Below are 13,877 nucleotides of genomic sequence, written 5' to 3'. Positions count from 1 at the left end.
ACAGAAACCACTGCCCATGAACACACTCCGTCAGCTCACCGAATCCATCCGATCGCGCAAGATCCGCGTGGTCGATCTGACCCAGACCTTGAGCGAGGACTTCCCCTCGCTGCAGTTGCCTCCCGAGTTCGGCCAGGTCCAGGGCTTCAAGCGCGATCGAATCTCGAAATACGACGAAGCAGGCCCCGATTGGTATTGGAACAACTTCAGCTGCGGTGAGCACACGGGCACCCATTTCGACGCGCCTGCCCACTGGATCACCGGTCGTGGGCACGCCGCCAGCACGGTTGACACGATTGCGGCGGAGAACTTTCTGACGCCCGCCGTGGTCGTCGATGGCAGTGCGCAGGTGGCCGAGGACAGCGACTGGCTCCTCACGAGAGAGTACCTGGAGGATTGGGAGCATCGGCATGGCCGCATTCCGGCCCATGCCTGGGTCCTGTTCAGGACCGATTGGTCCAGGCGTGTCAATGATGCGGCCCGCTTCCTGAACACGCGCGAGGACGGTGCACACACGCCCGGACCCACGCAAGAAGCCATCGAGTGGCTCATACGCGAGCGAGACGTGCATGGCTTCGGCGTGGAGACGATCAACACCGACGCTGGCCAGTCCTTCAGGTGGCCTCTGGCCTACCCGTGTCACACCCTCATGCACGGAGCGGGAAAGTATGGGCTCCAGTGCCTCACGAATCTGGACCTGCTTCCAGCCACCGGGGCGGTGATCCTGTCGGCACCTCTGAAGATTCTCGAGGGTTCCGGCAGTCCGTTGCGCGTTCTCGCGCTCACCGAGGCCGCTTGAGCGCGTCCGTTGTTGCCCGGCTCCCCACGCACCCTGTCTCCGCGCAATTGACCGCGGGCTTCGCACTCCTCTCCCATCCATTCCATTCAGAACCACGAGAATCTTCATGGCAGAACGTTCCTTCAAGCACGAGGTCGAGAAGCTCAAGATCGCGCCCGGCGCAGAGTTCGAGGGCGAAGGCATTCTTGCCGTGACCAAGGCCTTGCTGCAATCCGGCGTAGCGTATGTCGGGGGCTATCAGGGGTCACCCGTGTCCCACCTGATGGACGTCTTGGCCGATGCGAGCGAGACCCTCGACGCCCTGGGGGTCCACTTCGACAGCAGCGCCAGTGAGGCCACTGCAGCGGCCATGCTGGGCGCGTCGGTCCACTACCCTCTGCGCGGTGCGATCACGTTCAAGTCGACCGTGGGCACCAATGTCGCATCGGACGCATTGTCCAATCTCGCCTCGGGCGGCGTGACTGGCGGAGTCTTGGTCATCCTCGGCGAGGACTACGGAGAGGGCTCGAGCATCATCCAGGAGCGCTCACATGCGTTCGCCATGAAGTCGCAGATGTGGCTGCTCGATCCGCGGCCCAACCACGCTTCGCTGGTGCGTGCCGTCGAGAAGGCGTTCGAACTGTCCGAAGCCAGTCGAACGCCCGCCATGCTGACCATGCGTGTGCGCGCTTGCCATTCCCATGGACGCTTTATCGCCTCCGAGAACCGGAGGCCGCCTTTCACCGTGAAGGACGCCCTGGATGAGCCCCGGCGCGACATCCATCGCATGGCCCTGGCTCCGGCGACCTTCGTGCACGAACACGAAAAAATCTCGGACCGTTGGCCTGCGGCGCAGGCGTTCATCAGGGAGCATGCGCTCAACGAAATCTTCGGCGATGCCAAGCTCAACGTCGGCCTGGTGGTCCAGGGCGGGCTCTACAACTCATTGATGCGTGCTTTGGAATTGTTGGGGCTGGCAGATATCTACGGAAGAACCGCGCTTCCGATCTACGTAATGAACGTGGTATATCCGGTCGTGGACCTTGAAGTGCAGGAATTCTTCGAAGGCAAGGACGCCGTTCTGATGCTCGAGGAAGGCCAACCCGAATTCATCGAGCAGACCTTGCACACCATCGTGAATCGCCAGGAAATGACGACGCGCGTGCACGGCAAGGACATGCTGCCTAAGGCCGGCGAGTACACCACCTTGGTCATGCTCAAAGGCTTGCGACGCTTTCTTCAGAAGTACGTCCCGTCGATGCTCGAGAAGGAAAGGATCCCCGAGGGGGTCAGGCAGATGCTGGCGCCGAAGGTCACGCCGATTATTCCCTCCATGCCCGGCGTCGCCCTCGACGATGGTGGCCCCGTCCTGCCGAGACCGCCTTCGTTCTGTACCGGCTGTCCCGAGCGGCCGGTCTTCACCGCATTGAAGATGGTGGAGAAGGAGACAGGCAAGCACCACATCAGCGCCGACATCGGCTGCCATCAGTTTGCTGCGCTTGCGCCGTTTGACATCGGTGCGACCTCCATGGGTTACGGCCTGGGCGCTGCAGGGGCAGCCGCCTTGAATACCGGGCAGACGGGAAGGCGCAGCGTCAGCATCATGGGCGATGGGGGCTTCTGGCACAACGGCCTGACTTCCGGTGTTGGCAATGCCGTCTTCAACCAGAGCAACAGCGTCATCGTGCTGGTCGACAACGGCTACTCGGCGGCCACTGGAGGTCAGGATATCTTGTCGTCGCGAGGAGCCGGGCCGACCCGGACGGCGTCGCTGCCCATTGTCGAGGCGGTCCGCGGGATAGGCGTCAGATGGATTCGCACCGTTTCGCGCACCTACGATCTGAAGGCAATGAAGAGGGCCCTGTCGGATGCGCTGACGTCTTCGGATTCAGGGCCGAAGGTGGTGGTTGCGCAGTCCGAGTGCATGCTCAACAAGCAACGCCGCATAAAGCCTCAGGTTCGAGATCGATTGAAAGCCGGGGCGCGTGTCGTGCAGGAAAAGTTTGGCGTGGATGCGGAGACATGCACGGGAGACCACTCGTGCATTCGGCTGTCCGGGTGCCCTTCCTTGACCATCAAGGACAACCCCGATCCTCTGCGCCAGGACCCCGTGGCCACCGTCGAGTCCAGTTGCGTCGCATGCGGACACTGCGGGGAAGTTTCCCATGCAGCCGTCCTGTGTCCGTCCTTCTACCGCATTGAAGTCGTGCGCAATGCAGGTTGGTTCGAGCGATGGAGGAACAGGCTGGCCAATGCCGTGATTCATCCGATGCAACGGCGCCTGGCTGCCAAGGAGTTTCGATATGCAGCCTGAAGCAGCTATGCGACCGCTGAAGATTGCCATCCTGGCGATGGGGGGTGAAGGTGGCGGAGTCCTTGTGGACTGGATCGTCCAAACGGCCGAGCGCCAAGGTTTGCATGCGCAATCGACCTCGGTTCCCGGTGTAGCCCAGCGTACCGGTGCGACCATCTACTACGTCGAAATTCTCCCGCTCATCCGCGGGACTGTGGAGACACCCATCTTCGCGCTGATGCCCACGCCGGGTGACGTGGACGTGGTGATTGCATCTGAGCTCATGGAGGCAGCGCGCGCCGTCCAGCGCGGCCTGGTGACGCCCGATCGCACGCTGCTGATTGCCTCGTCTCACCGGGTCTACGCGCTCCAGGAGAAGATGGCCATGGGGGATGGCCGCATGGACTCCAGTGCCTTCCGTGCTCAATGCGAGAGGGCGTCGCGTCAACTCGTACTTCAAGACTTTGCCGCCGTTGCAGAGAAGGCAGGAAGCGTCATCAGTGCAAGCCTCTTCGGGGCGCTGGCGGCAGCGGCTCTTCCGGGTCTGCCCCGTGATATGTGCGAGGAGGCCATTCGAGAAGGAGGCGTGGGCGTTGCCCCGAGCCTGAAGGCGTTCGCCGCCGGATTCTTGGCCGGGACCGATGCGCGTTCCGAGGATGGCGAAGCGAGGCCCTCCGGTCTGATTCGCGTAGACCCACGACTTGCCTGCCTCGCGCAGCGCATCGAGCGGAACTACTCACCGTCGACGCACGCCATGCTTCATGCCGGAATTGCGAAGACTTCGGACTATCAGTCCACAGACTATGCCAAGCTCTACCTCGACAAGATGGACGAAGTGCATCGACTTGAAGCGGCTCGAGGTGATGGCTCGTTCAGGCTGACCAATGACGTGGCTCGCCATCTTGCGCTTTGGATGAGCTTCGAAGATCTTCCCCGTGTTGCGGAGCTGAAGATCCGCAAATCGAGGTTCGAGCGGGTTCGGCAGGAAATTGGTGCGGCGCCGGGTCAGGTTGTGCGCATCAACGAGTACTTCCATCCAAGGCTCGAAGAAATTGCAGATACGCTTCCCCCGGCCCTCGGAAGATTCGTCTTGCGCTCCAGGCTCGTGAACTCGCTGCTTGGACCGTTGACAAGGAATGGGCGAGTCGTTCGCAGTTCGTCCCTCGTGGGGTTCCTGGTTCTGTATGGCGTCTCTCGATTCAAGGCAGTTCGCAAGTACTCGCTGCGCTACCGCCACGAGATGAGCGAAATCTCCGACTGGCTCGGACGCATCGCGAGCGCGGCGAGCCACGACTACGACCTGGCTTGCGAGATCGCCCAATGTCAGCGACTCATCAAGGGTTACAGCGACACCCATGCCCGGGGCATGCGCAATTTCAAGTCCATCATGTCCGTGATTGCGCAGCTGCCTGCCGTGGATGCTGCATCCAGGCTCAAGCAGCTTCGCGAAGCAGCGCTGGCAGATGAGGGGGGCACCGCATTGGAGGCAGTGATGAAATCGATGGCCCCTGGTGACTCATCGCGTGATTTTGGCCAAGTGCAGGCACGCTCTCTTGCTTGACCGGGGTGCAGGAATGAAGCGTCATGAAATGGGTTTAGAGATCGGCTTCAAGCACTGCGATCCCGCAGGCATCGTCTTTTATCCACGCTATGCCGAGATGGTCAACGACACGGTCGAGCATTGGTTCAAGCATGGGCTTGGTGTCGACTTTGATTGCCTGCACCGTGTTCGCCGCATCGCGATTCCCACAGTGAAGCTCGACTTCGAGTTCAAAGCCCCCAGCAGATTGGGCGAGGCGTTGATCTCAACCTTGATCGTTGTCGCAACGGGTCGAAGTTCCGTCGCGCTGGAGGTGGATTTCGCGGGCCAGGACAAACGGCCGAGGCTACGAGCTGAGGTGACCTTTGTCTTCGTCGACATGGAATCAATGAAATCTCTGGAGATACCTTCAGACCTGAAACGATCGATCGAAGGTTATCGCTCGGCGGCCGAGTCGTGCGGGCCAGACTGAAGGCGCTGAGGCCGGGCAAGAATAGGAAGCGCTGCACTGACAAGTGGGAGAGCGAGAAATCCGTTTCCAACGCCCGAAAGCGGACAGGGCTGCTCCGTGTGGGCTCTTCTATTTGGCAAACGCGCTGAGTGCGAACGTGGCGTACGGCGCCGTGCGGCGGGATAGGTGGTGCACGTAGCCGAGCGCCCATTGGCTGGCGCTGGCGCCCTGCGTTGCGTCAATTCCGGGGCCATGGACGTTAGTCGGATGGAGACCATCCGCACCAACATCTCGCGCTGACGATGCAAGGTGAGCGTGGCTTGCTGCATCATCGTCTTAGCGCCTACGAATTTGGTGCCCTGCTGTTGAATCGCCGGGCCAGATGGTGCGCGCGTCCGTGGCAGCGTTCTTGTTACCGCTTACGAACGCGCGCACGGCTGGCGAAGTGCTTTAACACAGAGGGCGCACGCGGTCCTACTAGCTCACGATTCGCAGGAATAACTGCTGAGTCCATTGATGTCGCCGGAACCCTTGTACTTGGGGTACTGGGGATACTGACAGACAGGCAGGCTTCGCGTCGTCGTTCCGCTCCTGAATGTGTATGTCATCTGCGTAGGAGCGATGCCGTCTTCGACCCAACCCATGATGGAACTGGCCCAGTCCACTTCCTGCAGTGTTTGGCCGGCGGAGTGACTTCCGCCTGGAATGATGAAGAACCGTGTTGCGGTGCTTGGGTCGGAAAGGCCATTGAACTTGGCGATGTCCGTCATGGTCGTCCAGTTGCGGTAGTGGTCGTTTGGTGACAGGAGTCCATCGCTGCCATCGTGCCAGGAGATGAGTTTCTTGCCCGCCGTGATGAAAGCTGCGATGGCGGCTTTGTCATGGTCGGCACCGATGCGTGCGAGGCCGCTGCCGATCATGTAATAGTCGGATTCCAGCTGGAATCCGGACTGTCGAGCGGACGTCAGCCATGCGGGGTCGCCACTTGCCAGCAAGGCAAACCCTCCACCGAGGCTGCCCCAGCCCTGACCAAGCCCTCTGGCCCACGAGTAGCCGGAAAGGACGGTGGTTCCGTTCTGAAGTTTCTGATCTGTGATGAGTGATTTCATCGTGGCAACCTGAGTTGTTGTCAGACATACTGAGGGGTCGTTGCTGGCCCCTGCAGCGCCACATTGAAGCACTGCGGGATCGAATGTGCATGCCTTCGGATTGCCGATAAGTGAGTCTGTCACGCCATCGAGCGAGTCGCATGCAGCCAGAGCTGCGGACCAAGCGGCGTTGTTTTGAGTGCTGCTGAGAGCGGCAGGCGTCCCAGAATAGGAGGCCGCCTGCAGCCATGCAGACGTCTGTCCAGTCATATCCATCGTTTCGCAACCCGACACGATGCCATCGAACTCCTCCGGCCAGCGCTGCGCTGCAATGTATGCATTTCGCCCACCGTTGGAGCAGCCATTGAAGTAGCTGTGTGTCGGGGCCGAGCCGAAGAAGGCCTTGGCGAGCGCTTTGCCGAAGTAGACCGTCGTGCCCAAAGCTTGGTATGCATAGTCCGTTGCCGACTGACGTCCCTCGGGAGTTCCATTTCCCCATACCGCAGGAGCTGCCTGCGCCGATACTGATGCGCGGTTGCCCCCGTTCGACGCGGCATAGATCGCGCCCTTGAGCCCTACAGCAGGACTGAGTGATGTGAGATTGCCGCTGGAATCTGTGGTGAGCGCAGAGGGAATGCGGCCATCGAAGCCACCCCCTCCCTGTTGCCAGTAGCGCCCTGTCCAGTTGTCTGGCACGTCGACTTCGATATCGAGATATGGCGCACGCGTACCGAGCACCTGGCAAAAGCCGGACGGGTTCACGGATGCTGCGGCTTCGAAGCGCGTGGCCTTCGTAATCGTTACTCCTTCGATGACTTGTCCACTCAGTGAAGCGCAAACGGCCTTCAGCTGCTCGGCACTCGGCCCAGACGCGGGGCCAGGAGCAGGCGTAGGTGGAGGTGTAGGTGCTGGTGCGGGTGCGGGTGCGGGTGCTGGTGCAAACGCGAGACCAAGCGCGTTGCTGCCACTGCCACCGCCACAGCCTTGCAAAGAAAAGATCACTGCAATTGCAAGCCCACCCAGCATCCTGGCACGGGTTAAGAGTTCGTCGCGCATGTTTGTCTCCAGTGTTTGTATTGCCGCCATTCGCCAGGAGGCTGTTTCCTAACGATTCGATCGCTCTCTGGATCACGACCGACCGGTCGGTCCGTAATCCGGAGATGAGAATACCGTCGCAGTCAGGACTTTCGCAAGCGCTAAGCCGTCCGGACAAACACCTATGATTCGAGTTGTCGCTGAGCGTTTGCCTCAGCCCATCACCTTGCCCATGAGCGTTGAACGCATCTCGCCTCGAACCAACGAACAGCGCGCCTTGATCTCGAGGAATGCGGCTGAGTTGTTCGCTCGCAAAGGCTTTGCAGCCACATCCATGAACGAGATTGCCGAAGCCAGCCACCTCTCGAAGCCAGGGCTGTATCACCACTTCAAGGACAAAGCCGAGGTGTTGTTTCACATCGCTGACGGCCACGTGTCACGTCTCGCAGACATCGTCACGGGTGTGGAGGCTATGGAGTTGACTCCAGAGCGGAGACTGCCGGAACTCATCAAGGCATTCATGCTCGAGTACGCCGAGGCGCAAAACGAGCACCGGGTCCTTACCGAAGATGTTCGCTTCTTGGACGTTGAGGCGCAGGCGTGCGTCCTCGACAAAGAACGCGCAGTTGTCCGAGTCTTTTCCGATGCGGTCGCTGCGGCTCGCCCCGACTTGGACGGTACGCAACTTCCCAAACTGCTTACGATGTTCCTTTTCGGGATGCTGAACTGGATGTTCACCTGGTTTCAGCCGAACGGACGATTCACTTACGCCGAAATCGCACCCATTGCGACCCAACTCTTTCTTCACGGCGTTGCAGGAGTGGAGGCCGAAGACCCGGCTGTGGTCGGCAGGCGCCGGAAAACGTCTGCCTCTCGCGGCGGTCCTAGAGCTAGCACCTAGTATCGTCTTCGTCGATTGGTCCGCTGCTGTTTGAAAGTCCGGCTCACTGCCGGCAATCAGCGTGAGAGTATTCGGAAAGATGAGCTACTCGACCGGCGGCTTGACCAACGAACGGTAGTCTTCAATCGATCTCTTCAGGTTTGAGGGAATCTCCAAGGATTTCATCGATTCCATTCCGACAAAGACACGAGTGACCTTGACTCGTAATCTCATCGATCCGTCTTGGCCAGCGAAACTGACCGCTAGCGCAACAGAACTGCGGACCGCTGTTGATTTCCATGGAATGCTGACCCGCGAAGAATGCGGACAAAAACTTGGACTACCAAGAGCTAGTTCATGTATTCATACGAAGACAGGTTCGAGCGGTCGAGCTGTATATCAAGCTCGGCAAACGCGTCAGGGCGACCATTCGTCAGCTGGGTTATCCGACCAAGAATGTCCTGAAGGGCTGGCACCGCGAATACGAGCAGCGGCTCGATTTGCCTGTGGGCTATGCGGGCCGAGTCCCCAAGTACTCGCAGGCGCAGAAGGAGGCGGCTGTCGAGCACTACATCACTCACGATCGCTGCATTGCCGCAACGATGAGAGCCTTGGGCTATCCGGGTCGTGGGACGTTGACCGCATGGGCTCGCGAGGCGCTGCCTGAGGCCAGGAAAGCCATGGTTAGGATCAGGCCCGGCGCACCGACTTCTGCCATGTGCGCGCAGGGCAGGGTGTTGTGGTGGATCGGGTCGGTGCGGTGTCAGACTACCGCTACGAGCTGCTAGGGCATCTGTTGTCCGGCAACCTGTTCGTCGAGCCCTACCTGGTCACGCTGCTGCCCGGTGCCGTTCCTTATGTGACCTTCCAGCATCCAGGCCTCAAGTTCCTGTACTCCTGTGCGGGGAGGTAGTCTACCGCTATGGCGGCAGGTCCGTGGAGGTGAGGGCAGCGGACTCACTGCTGTTCGAAGCAACGGCGCTGCACGGGATCGAGGCGATCCATTCGGGGCCGGTTTCCTGCCTCTCGGTGGTGTTCACATTGCGTGAATAACGCTGGGTGCGCGTCAGCTTGTGAACTCGCCGATCGCGCCGCAGCAATTCCCGCTAAAACTACAAAGCACCTTTTCATGCTTTGATGCATGTCGCGTTTCCCGCGCTCCTAAACTGGGTCAAACCATTCTCAGCGGCCCATTCAGGAGACATCGCAATGCAATTCCGAAAGCGCCTCGGCGGCTTTCTGCTCGCTCTCGGCCTCGCGGTCGGGACGGCGCAGGCTCAGCAACCCCTACGCGTCGTGGTGCCGTTCGCGGCTGGCGGCGGAACAGACCAATACGCGCGGCTGCTGGCTTCGGAGCTCACCAGGCGCGGCACCCAGACCATCGTGGAGAACAAGCCCGGTGCCAGCGGCATCGTGGCGGCAGACAACGTTGCCCGCTCGAAGCCCGACGGCACCACCGTGCTGATGAGCTCGCTGAGCATTCTGGCGAGCAACACCGTGATGTACGACAAGCTGCCCTATGACCCGGCGAAGAGCTTCACGCCCGTCACCCAGATCGCCTATCAACCGACGATCATCGTGGGGCGCCCGGATCTGCCCTACAAGAACATCAAGGAAATGGTGGCCTATGCCAAGGCTCATCCGGACAAGATCAACCGTGGCTCGCCGGGCGCATCCATCCTGACCAACCTGGCGCCACTGGCCTTCGAGGGCATGGCCGGCATCCGCACGACGCACATTCCGTTCAACGGGGATTCCCCCGGCCTGCAGGCCATGCTCGGCAGCCAGATCGACATCCAGGGCACCTCCATCACCGGCCCGCTGCAGCACGTCAAGGCGGGCAAGATGCGCGTGCTGGGTGTGATGGACTCCAAGCGCCTCCCCCAGGTGCCCGATGCACCTGCTTTCAAGGAGCAGGGCTACGACATCGAGGCGCTGCTCTGGTACGCGCTTTCCGCGCCCGCTGCCACGCCGAACGCTGGGGCCATCAAGTGGGCGCGAGAGCGTCAAGCCGCAGGGCTTCTAGAAATCATTAAGAGCGTTACGACGTGGAGATGCCATCCCACCATCGCGAGTTTCTCTGACAGCATCTTCGAACCTTCTTGCAAGTTCCCGATCACACAGTCCAAGAACAAGACAGTGACACATCATGACGGAGTGTTCTTAGTTGCGACGAAGCATGTCGCCGAGTACGTTCACACGTTCAAACCTCAGTGTCTGCGAAATAGCGTTACATCAGGAAAGGACTTCGATCTTGACTATCTGAACTTCAAGGTTTCGAAGGGCATGACATATGGCCGCGTGCTAATCGTGCCGACTGCTCCGATCGCCAAGTTCGTTGCATCCGGTGCTTACCTGGCGGAGGGACCCGCTTCAAGTTTCTATGTCGCGGTGACGCGTGCGAAACAGAGCGTGGCGATTGTTCTGGACAAGGCAGGAGGATCCCTGTTGCCTTACTGGCGCCCAGATTCATTGGTTGCCAACGAAATTTAAGAGCATGACGCTTGCTGTTGATCCTCTGGCTTTAATTTCACGCGCAAAACACACCGCTGGCTCGCGTCGATCAACGCATGAAGAGATCGCCCTCAGCGTTATCGAAATCCGTGTCGGTCATCGCGGGGTCGCCGGGCTAGCCTAGTGGCAGGTGACAAGGGGATCGATGTGTCTGCCGCGACCGTCCTTCCACCTTCCACCTTCCACCTCACATTCCCAACCTCACACGTCGCGGCTCGTGGACGCATTCCTTAAAGATTCTTGATCGAGGTCAGATCGTATTGACCTCGTATTTAAGGATCGAATCGAAATACTGTTTCATCGTCTGGACACTCGTCGCATAGGTCAATCGTTTGTTGATGATGTCCTTGGCCTCTGCCGTGGGAATCCCGCGCTCTTGCGCCAATGTCTGGATGGCGTGCGCTTTGCTGAAGGCCTTGAGCTCGATGCCGCTGGCGAGTGCGTCAACTGCCTGTCGGAAGGATTCGGCTTGCTTGGCGCGCACCCTAGCCCGCTCAAGGAATTTGCGGCCCAGCACTTCCGAGTCGAACAACCTGCACTCGGCGATGATGGCGCGGCCGCCCGCAGTTTGGCCAGTGAAGCCGAAGTCCTCATCGATCGTGATGTGCGTCTCGTACTTTTCCGTGTGAGGGTGGAACCAGATAAGTTGAGCGGCGCTCGGGAACTTGTTGAGGGGACGTGCCGTGGTCCTGTCCTTTAGAGGGTCGTGCATACCCTTGTAGTTGTTGCATTGCTTGCAACTGATCGCCAGGTTGATAGGCTCGAAAGTGAATTCCTGGTAGCCAAGCGTGGAGCGGCGTTTATCCTGGTCGTTGCTGGTCCCTCGCGCATGCGTGCACCTGTAGCTCTTGTTCTTTGGCAGGATGTGCTCGAGCTCGCGAAATCCCGATTCGTCCGACTCGATAGGTGCCTGGCAGTAGCAGCACCGATGGTTCTGGAGCTCGCGCAGTCGGGTCCTCAGGCGCTTGATCGCGTCAAGGTCGGTTGACCACTTCTTACCCGCCAATGCGCGCACCTCGTTGAGCAGGGCGTTGTCGGATCGCGTGAACTTGATCGTACTGAATCGGCTCATGCGTTCTTGTTCTTGCCATGACCGGGCGATTCTCCCGTGTCTTGCTTCTTAAGCCGGGCGATGATCCCTTCGAGTACATCACGCATGGAATCGTGGGAAGGAAGAATGTCGATACGACCGCGAAATTGCTTGATCCACTGTTCACGCTCATCGTCGGTGATGGGCCTCCTCATCGACAGCTTGCGCAGGGCGGTGTTGGCGTCGTCCATGAAATCCGGGGCACGAGTCGATTCCAGTCCAAACATCTCGCCATAAACGTCCGAGGCGCTCCAACCGAATGCAGTGGGGAGTTCCTTGCTGTGCACGTGCGCTCCCTTTCTCGTCGGCTTGGTGAGGGTGCGGATGCTTCCCCATTCCTCGGATATCCCCGAGGCGATCAGCGGGGAGTGCGTGGCGACCACCACCTGGCAGTCCCTGAAATTGGAGACCATCGCATGGAGCTCCCGGATGAACTCCTGTTGCCAGCGAGGATGAAGGCTGTTCTCCGGCTCATCCACTAGGATCAGCGAGTCGTCCCTGATCTCGGCGGCGAGGGATGCAAAAGTGCCAAGCCATCCCCATTGCCCAGAGCTCAATTCATCACCCAGCACGGTCTCATCGTGCTTGATCCTGTGAAAGCGCGTGCCGGTGATCACGACATGGCCAAGGCGAATGAGCAGCTCCCACATCGGGACGTCGATGAAGGTCCTAGCTCCTATAGTGGCGTGATCTATTCCCAGACGAAGCCTAGCCTCCGTCTTGTTGGAGAGGCGTTCGAGTTCCCGATTGATCTTGCCGATATTGGCTCGATACTTCTCCATGGTGGAGTACAACTCGAGGGCTTCATCCTCGGGTCGGTCCCCAAGCGACTGCTCCAGTGTGTATAGGCTCTCTGCGATCTTTTCTCGTGAACCTCCCCTCTCGGAAGAGCCTTGGAGTAACACGTCGATACGTGGTGACAGGCCCAGTGACGAGAATGCCTCCGTTAACAGCGACGCCCGCTCCTTCAGACGGTAGCGATTGGACAGCAGTGAGCCGACGAGGCTTCGCTCGCTTTGCGCGACTCCTGCCATCCCATTGCTCGCCCGGGGACCGAGGTACACGAAATCGTCGGGCATCTTGCGGCGCCGGATCTTGAGGTCACGCGTTCCAGTTCGTGGAAAGCGATCGAGGGGTGTTCCGGAAATCGCGATGACCCGCCTTGGCAGTTTCGCGGGTGCGGTGAGAAGGATGGAGGACCCCTTGTCGGCCACGTATTGGTGCCTTCCGAGTGCCACCTCGACCAAACACCGCAAGAGGTAGCTCTTGCGTCCCCCATTTTCAGCAATGAAGACCGTAAACCAGTTTCCTCCTGGTTCAACCTGCGGCGCGATGGCCAGTCTCCGCTCAAAGCCACCGCCCATGGAATTGAGATGCGTCAACATACGTCCCGCGCACGACCCGCTCGCGCGACCGTGCATCCCTCCTTGTCATTTATTAAGCTCGAAGACTACAACATTCCCGAGCGGTTGGTGGCCCAAATCGACCACAGGCCGATGTCCCATAGTTTGCCTTGCAGCGCTCGAAGTCACACAGCCTGCAGACCTCGATTGCTGAGGGCAACGAGCCAATATCGATGTGTTTCTTGGCCTAATGAATGCCTTAGATCGCCAGGTGCAGAACCCCTTGTGAGTGCTCTGAAGGAACAGCACAGCAGATCAGCGCCTCGCCATCGCCGACTGAAGAAGTGGGCTGTACCGGATATGCGACCGAGCCCTCGGTCACGCGGCACTTGCATTCGCCGCAACTGCCGCCCCTGCATCCGAATGCGGGAGACAGTCCCCGCGCTTCCGCGACTTCCAGCAGCGAACCATCTCCGGGATTGCACCGACCTTCCTTGACGGATTCCGTGACGATGATCTTCACCGATTCGCTGGCCGGAGCAGCAAGTTGTGCACCCAATCCGCCGGCATCGGGCATGCGCCGCAGCGAGGATGGACCGAAGCCCTCCGTGTGAATTCGCTCGTCCCGCACTGTCAGTTCGCGCAACCCGCCGAAGACGTCCTGCATGAACTGGGCGGGACCGCACAGGTAGAAGTCATAGTCATCGAAGGGGAGTGTCGTCTTGAGCAATGCCATGTCGATGCGCCCCTCCCGCTCGTAGTCGTGGCCGGCCACGGCCGCGCCCGGCCTGCTAAGCGTGCGAATCCAGTGGACCTTTCCGTCACTGCCGTAGACCAGCGATCGGATTTCTCGCCCCAATACCAG

Annotated in this window: 10 protein-coding genes and 3 pseudogenes; 8 read left to right on the top strand and 5 right to left on the bottom strand. The window is 59.9% G+C overall.

Going from position 1 to position 13,877, the window contains the following annotated elements; translation table 11 throughout:
* The first annotated feature begins 16 nt into the window (after positions 1–16).
* From RT97_RS06035 to RT97_RS06020, 4 genes are all read left to right on the top strand, one after another.
* Complete coding sequence (locus tag RT97_RS06035) at positions 17–799, top strand: cyclase family protein (RefSeq protein ID WP_042577832.1); 783 nt, start codon at positions 17–19, stop codon at positions 797–799.
* Between the two features lie 106 nt (positions 800–905).
* On the top strand, positions 906–3,092 hold the full coding sequence (locus RT97_RS06030) for an indolepyruvate ferredoxin oxidoreductase subunit alpha (protein WP_042577831.1): 2,187 nt from the start codon (positions 906–908) through the stop codon (positions 3,090–3,092).
* Positions 3,082–4,632 carry an indolepyruvate oxidoreductase subunit beta family protein gene (locus tag RT97_RS06025; RefSeq protein WP_042577830.1) on the top strand — a complete coding sequence of 517 codons (1,551 nt, stop codon included), beginning with the start codon at positions 3,082–3,084 and terminating at the stop codon, positions 4,630–4,632. Before RT97_RS06030 ends, RT97_RS06025 begins: the two co-directional genes overlap by 11 nt.
* A 13-nt stretch (positions 4,633–4,645) precedes the next feature.
* Entirely contained in the window at positions 4,646–5,083 is a 438-nt protein-coding gene (locus RT97_RS06020) for an acyl-CoA thioesterase (RefSeq protein ID WP_042577829.1), read from the top strand.
* A 254-nt stretch (positions 5,084–5,337) separates the two neighbouring features.
* Here the strand turns inward: RT97_RS06020 and RT97_RS33745 are convergent.
* Both RT97_RS33745 and RT97_RS32375 read right to left on the bottom strand, forming a co-directional pair.
* Positions 5,338–5,500: pseudogene (locus RT97_RS33745) on the bottom strand (IS110 family transposase); the annotation flags it as partial.
* Between the two features lie 44 nt (positions 5,501–5,544).
* Positions 5,545–7,206, bottom strand: coding sequence for a tannase/feruloyl esterase family alpha/beta hydrolase (locus tag RT97_RS32375; protein WP_080898195.1), 1,662 nt, complete (start codon positions 7,204–7,206; stop codon positions 5,545–5,547).
* Positions 7,207–7,417: 211 nt separating this feature from the next.
* On the opposite strand from RT97_RS32375, the gene RT97_RS06010 reads away from it, so the two are divergent.
* From RT97_RS06010 to RT97_RS33735, 4 genes and pseudogenes are all read left to right on the top strand, one after another.
* A complete protein-coding gene (locus RT97_RS06010) occupies positions 7,418–8,086 on the top strand; it encodes a TetR/AcrR family transcriptional regulator (protein ID WP_042577930.1) in 669 nt (222 codons plus the stop codon).
* A 336-nt stretch (positions 8,087–8,422) separates the two neighbouring features.
* Positions 8,423–8,751: pseudogene (locus tag RT97_RS06005) on the top strand (IS3 family transposase); the annotation flags it as partial.
* A gap of 2 nt (positions 8,752–8,753) precedes the next feature.
* Positions 8,754–9,118: pseudogene (locus tag RT97_RS33740) on the top strand (cupin domain-containing protein); the annotation flags it as partial.
* 156 nt (positions 9,119–9,274) lie between these two features.
* Complete coding sequence (locus tag RT97_RS33735) at positions 9,275–10,558, top strand: Bug family tripartite tricarboxylate transporter substrate binding protein (RefSeq protein ID WP_253278151.1); 1,284 nt, start codon at positions 9,275–9,277, stop codon at positions 10,556–10,558.
* A gap of 271 nt (positions 10,559–10,829) precedes the next feature.
* Here the strand turns inward: RT97_RS33735 and RT97_RS05990 are convergent, their stop codons facing one another.
* The 3 genes from RT97_RS05990 to RT97_RS05980 all read right to left on the bottom strand — a co-directional run bounded on the left by RT97_RS05990 (position 10,830) and on the right by RT97_RS05980 (position 13,871).
* Positions 10,830–11,651: an HNH endonuclease gene (locus RT97_RS05990; RefSeq protein ID WP_042577827.1), complete on the bottom strand. Its 822-nt coding sequence runs from the start codon at positions 11,649–11,651 to the stop codon at positions 10,830–10,832.
* Positions 11,648–13,051 carry an AAA family ATPase gene (locus RT97_RS05985; RefSeq protein ID WP_172672163.1) on the bottom strand — a complete coding sequence of 468 codons (1,404 nt, stop codon included), beginning with the start codon at positions 13,049–13,051 and terminating at the stop codon, positions 11,648–11,650. The genes RT97_RS05990 and RT97_RS05985 overlap by 4 nt, the downstream gene beginning before the upstream one ends.
* A gap of 220 nt (positions 13,052–13,271) precedes the next feature.
* On the bottom strand, positions 13,272–13,871 hold the full coding sequence (locus RT97_RS05980; protein WP_052810574.1) for a flavin reductase family protein: 600 nt from the start codon (positions 13,869–13,871) through the stop codon (positions 13,272–13,274).
* Positions 13,872–13,877 lie beyond the last annotated feature (6 nt).

The sequence above is a fragment of the Variovorax paradoxus genome (assembly GCF_000834655.1).
GTDB classification, from domain to species: domain Bacteria; phylum Pseudomonadota; class Gammaproteobacteria; order Burkholderiales; family Burkholderiaceae_C; genus Variovorax; species Variovorax paradoxus_F.
The sequence above is the reverse complement of the archived record's forward strand: the minus strand, read 5'-3'. Positions and strand labels throughout refer to the sequence as shown.

Coding starts and splice junctions, on each gene's coding strand:
- RT97_RS33735 (WP_253278151.1), top strand. CDS start 9,275: ATGCAATTCCGAAAGCGCCTCGGCGGCTTTCTGCTCGCTCTCGGCCTC.
- RT97_RS06025 (WP_042577830.1), top strand. CDS start 3,082: ATGCAGCCTGAAGCAGCTATGCGACCGCTGAAGATTGCCATCCTGGCG.
- RT97_RS06030 (WP_042577831.1), top strand. CDS start 906: ATGGCAGAACGTTCCTTCAAGCACGAGGTCGAGAAGCTCAAGATCGCG.
- RT97_RS06035 (WP_042577832.1), top strand. CDS start 17: ATGAACACACTCCGTCAGCTCACCGAATCCATCCGATCGCGCAAGATC.
- RT97_RS05990 (WP_042577827.1), bottom strand. CDS start 11,651: ATGAGCCGATTCAGTACGATCAAGTTCACGCGATCCGACAACGCCCTG.
- RT97_RS32375 (WP_080898195.1), bottom strand. CDS start 7,206: ATGCGCGACGAACTCTTAACCCGTGCCAGGATGCTGGGTGGGCTTGCA.
- RT97_RS06020 (WP_042577829.1), top strand. CDS start 4,646: ATGAAGCGTCATGAAATGGGTTTAGAGATCGGCTTCAAGCACTGCGAT.
- RT97_RS06010 (WP_042577930.1), top strand. CDS start 7,418: ATGAGCGTTGAACGCATCTCGCCTCGAACCAACGAACAGCGCGCCTTG.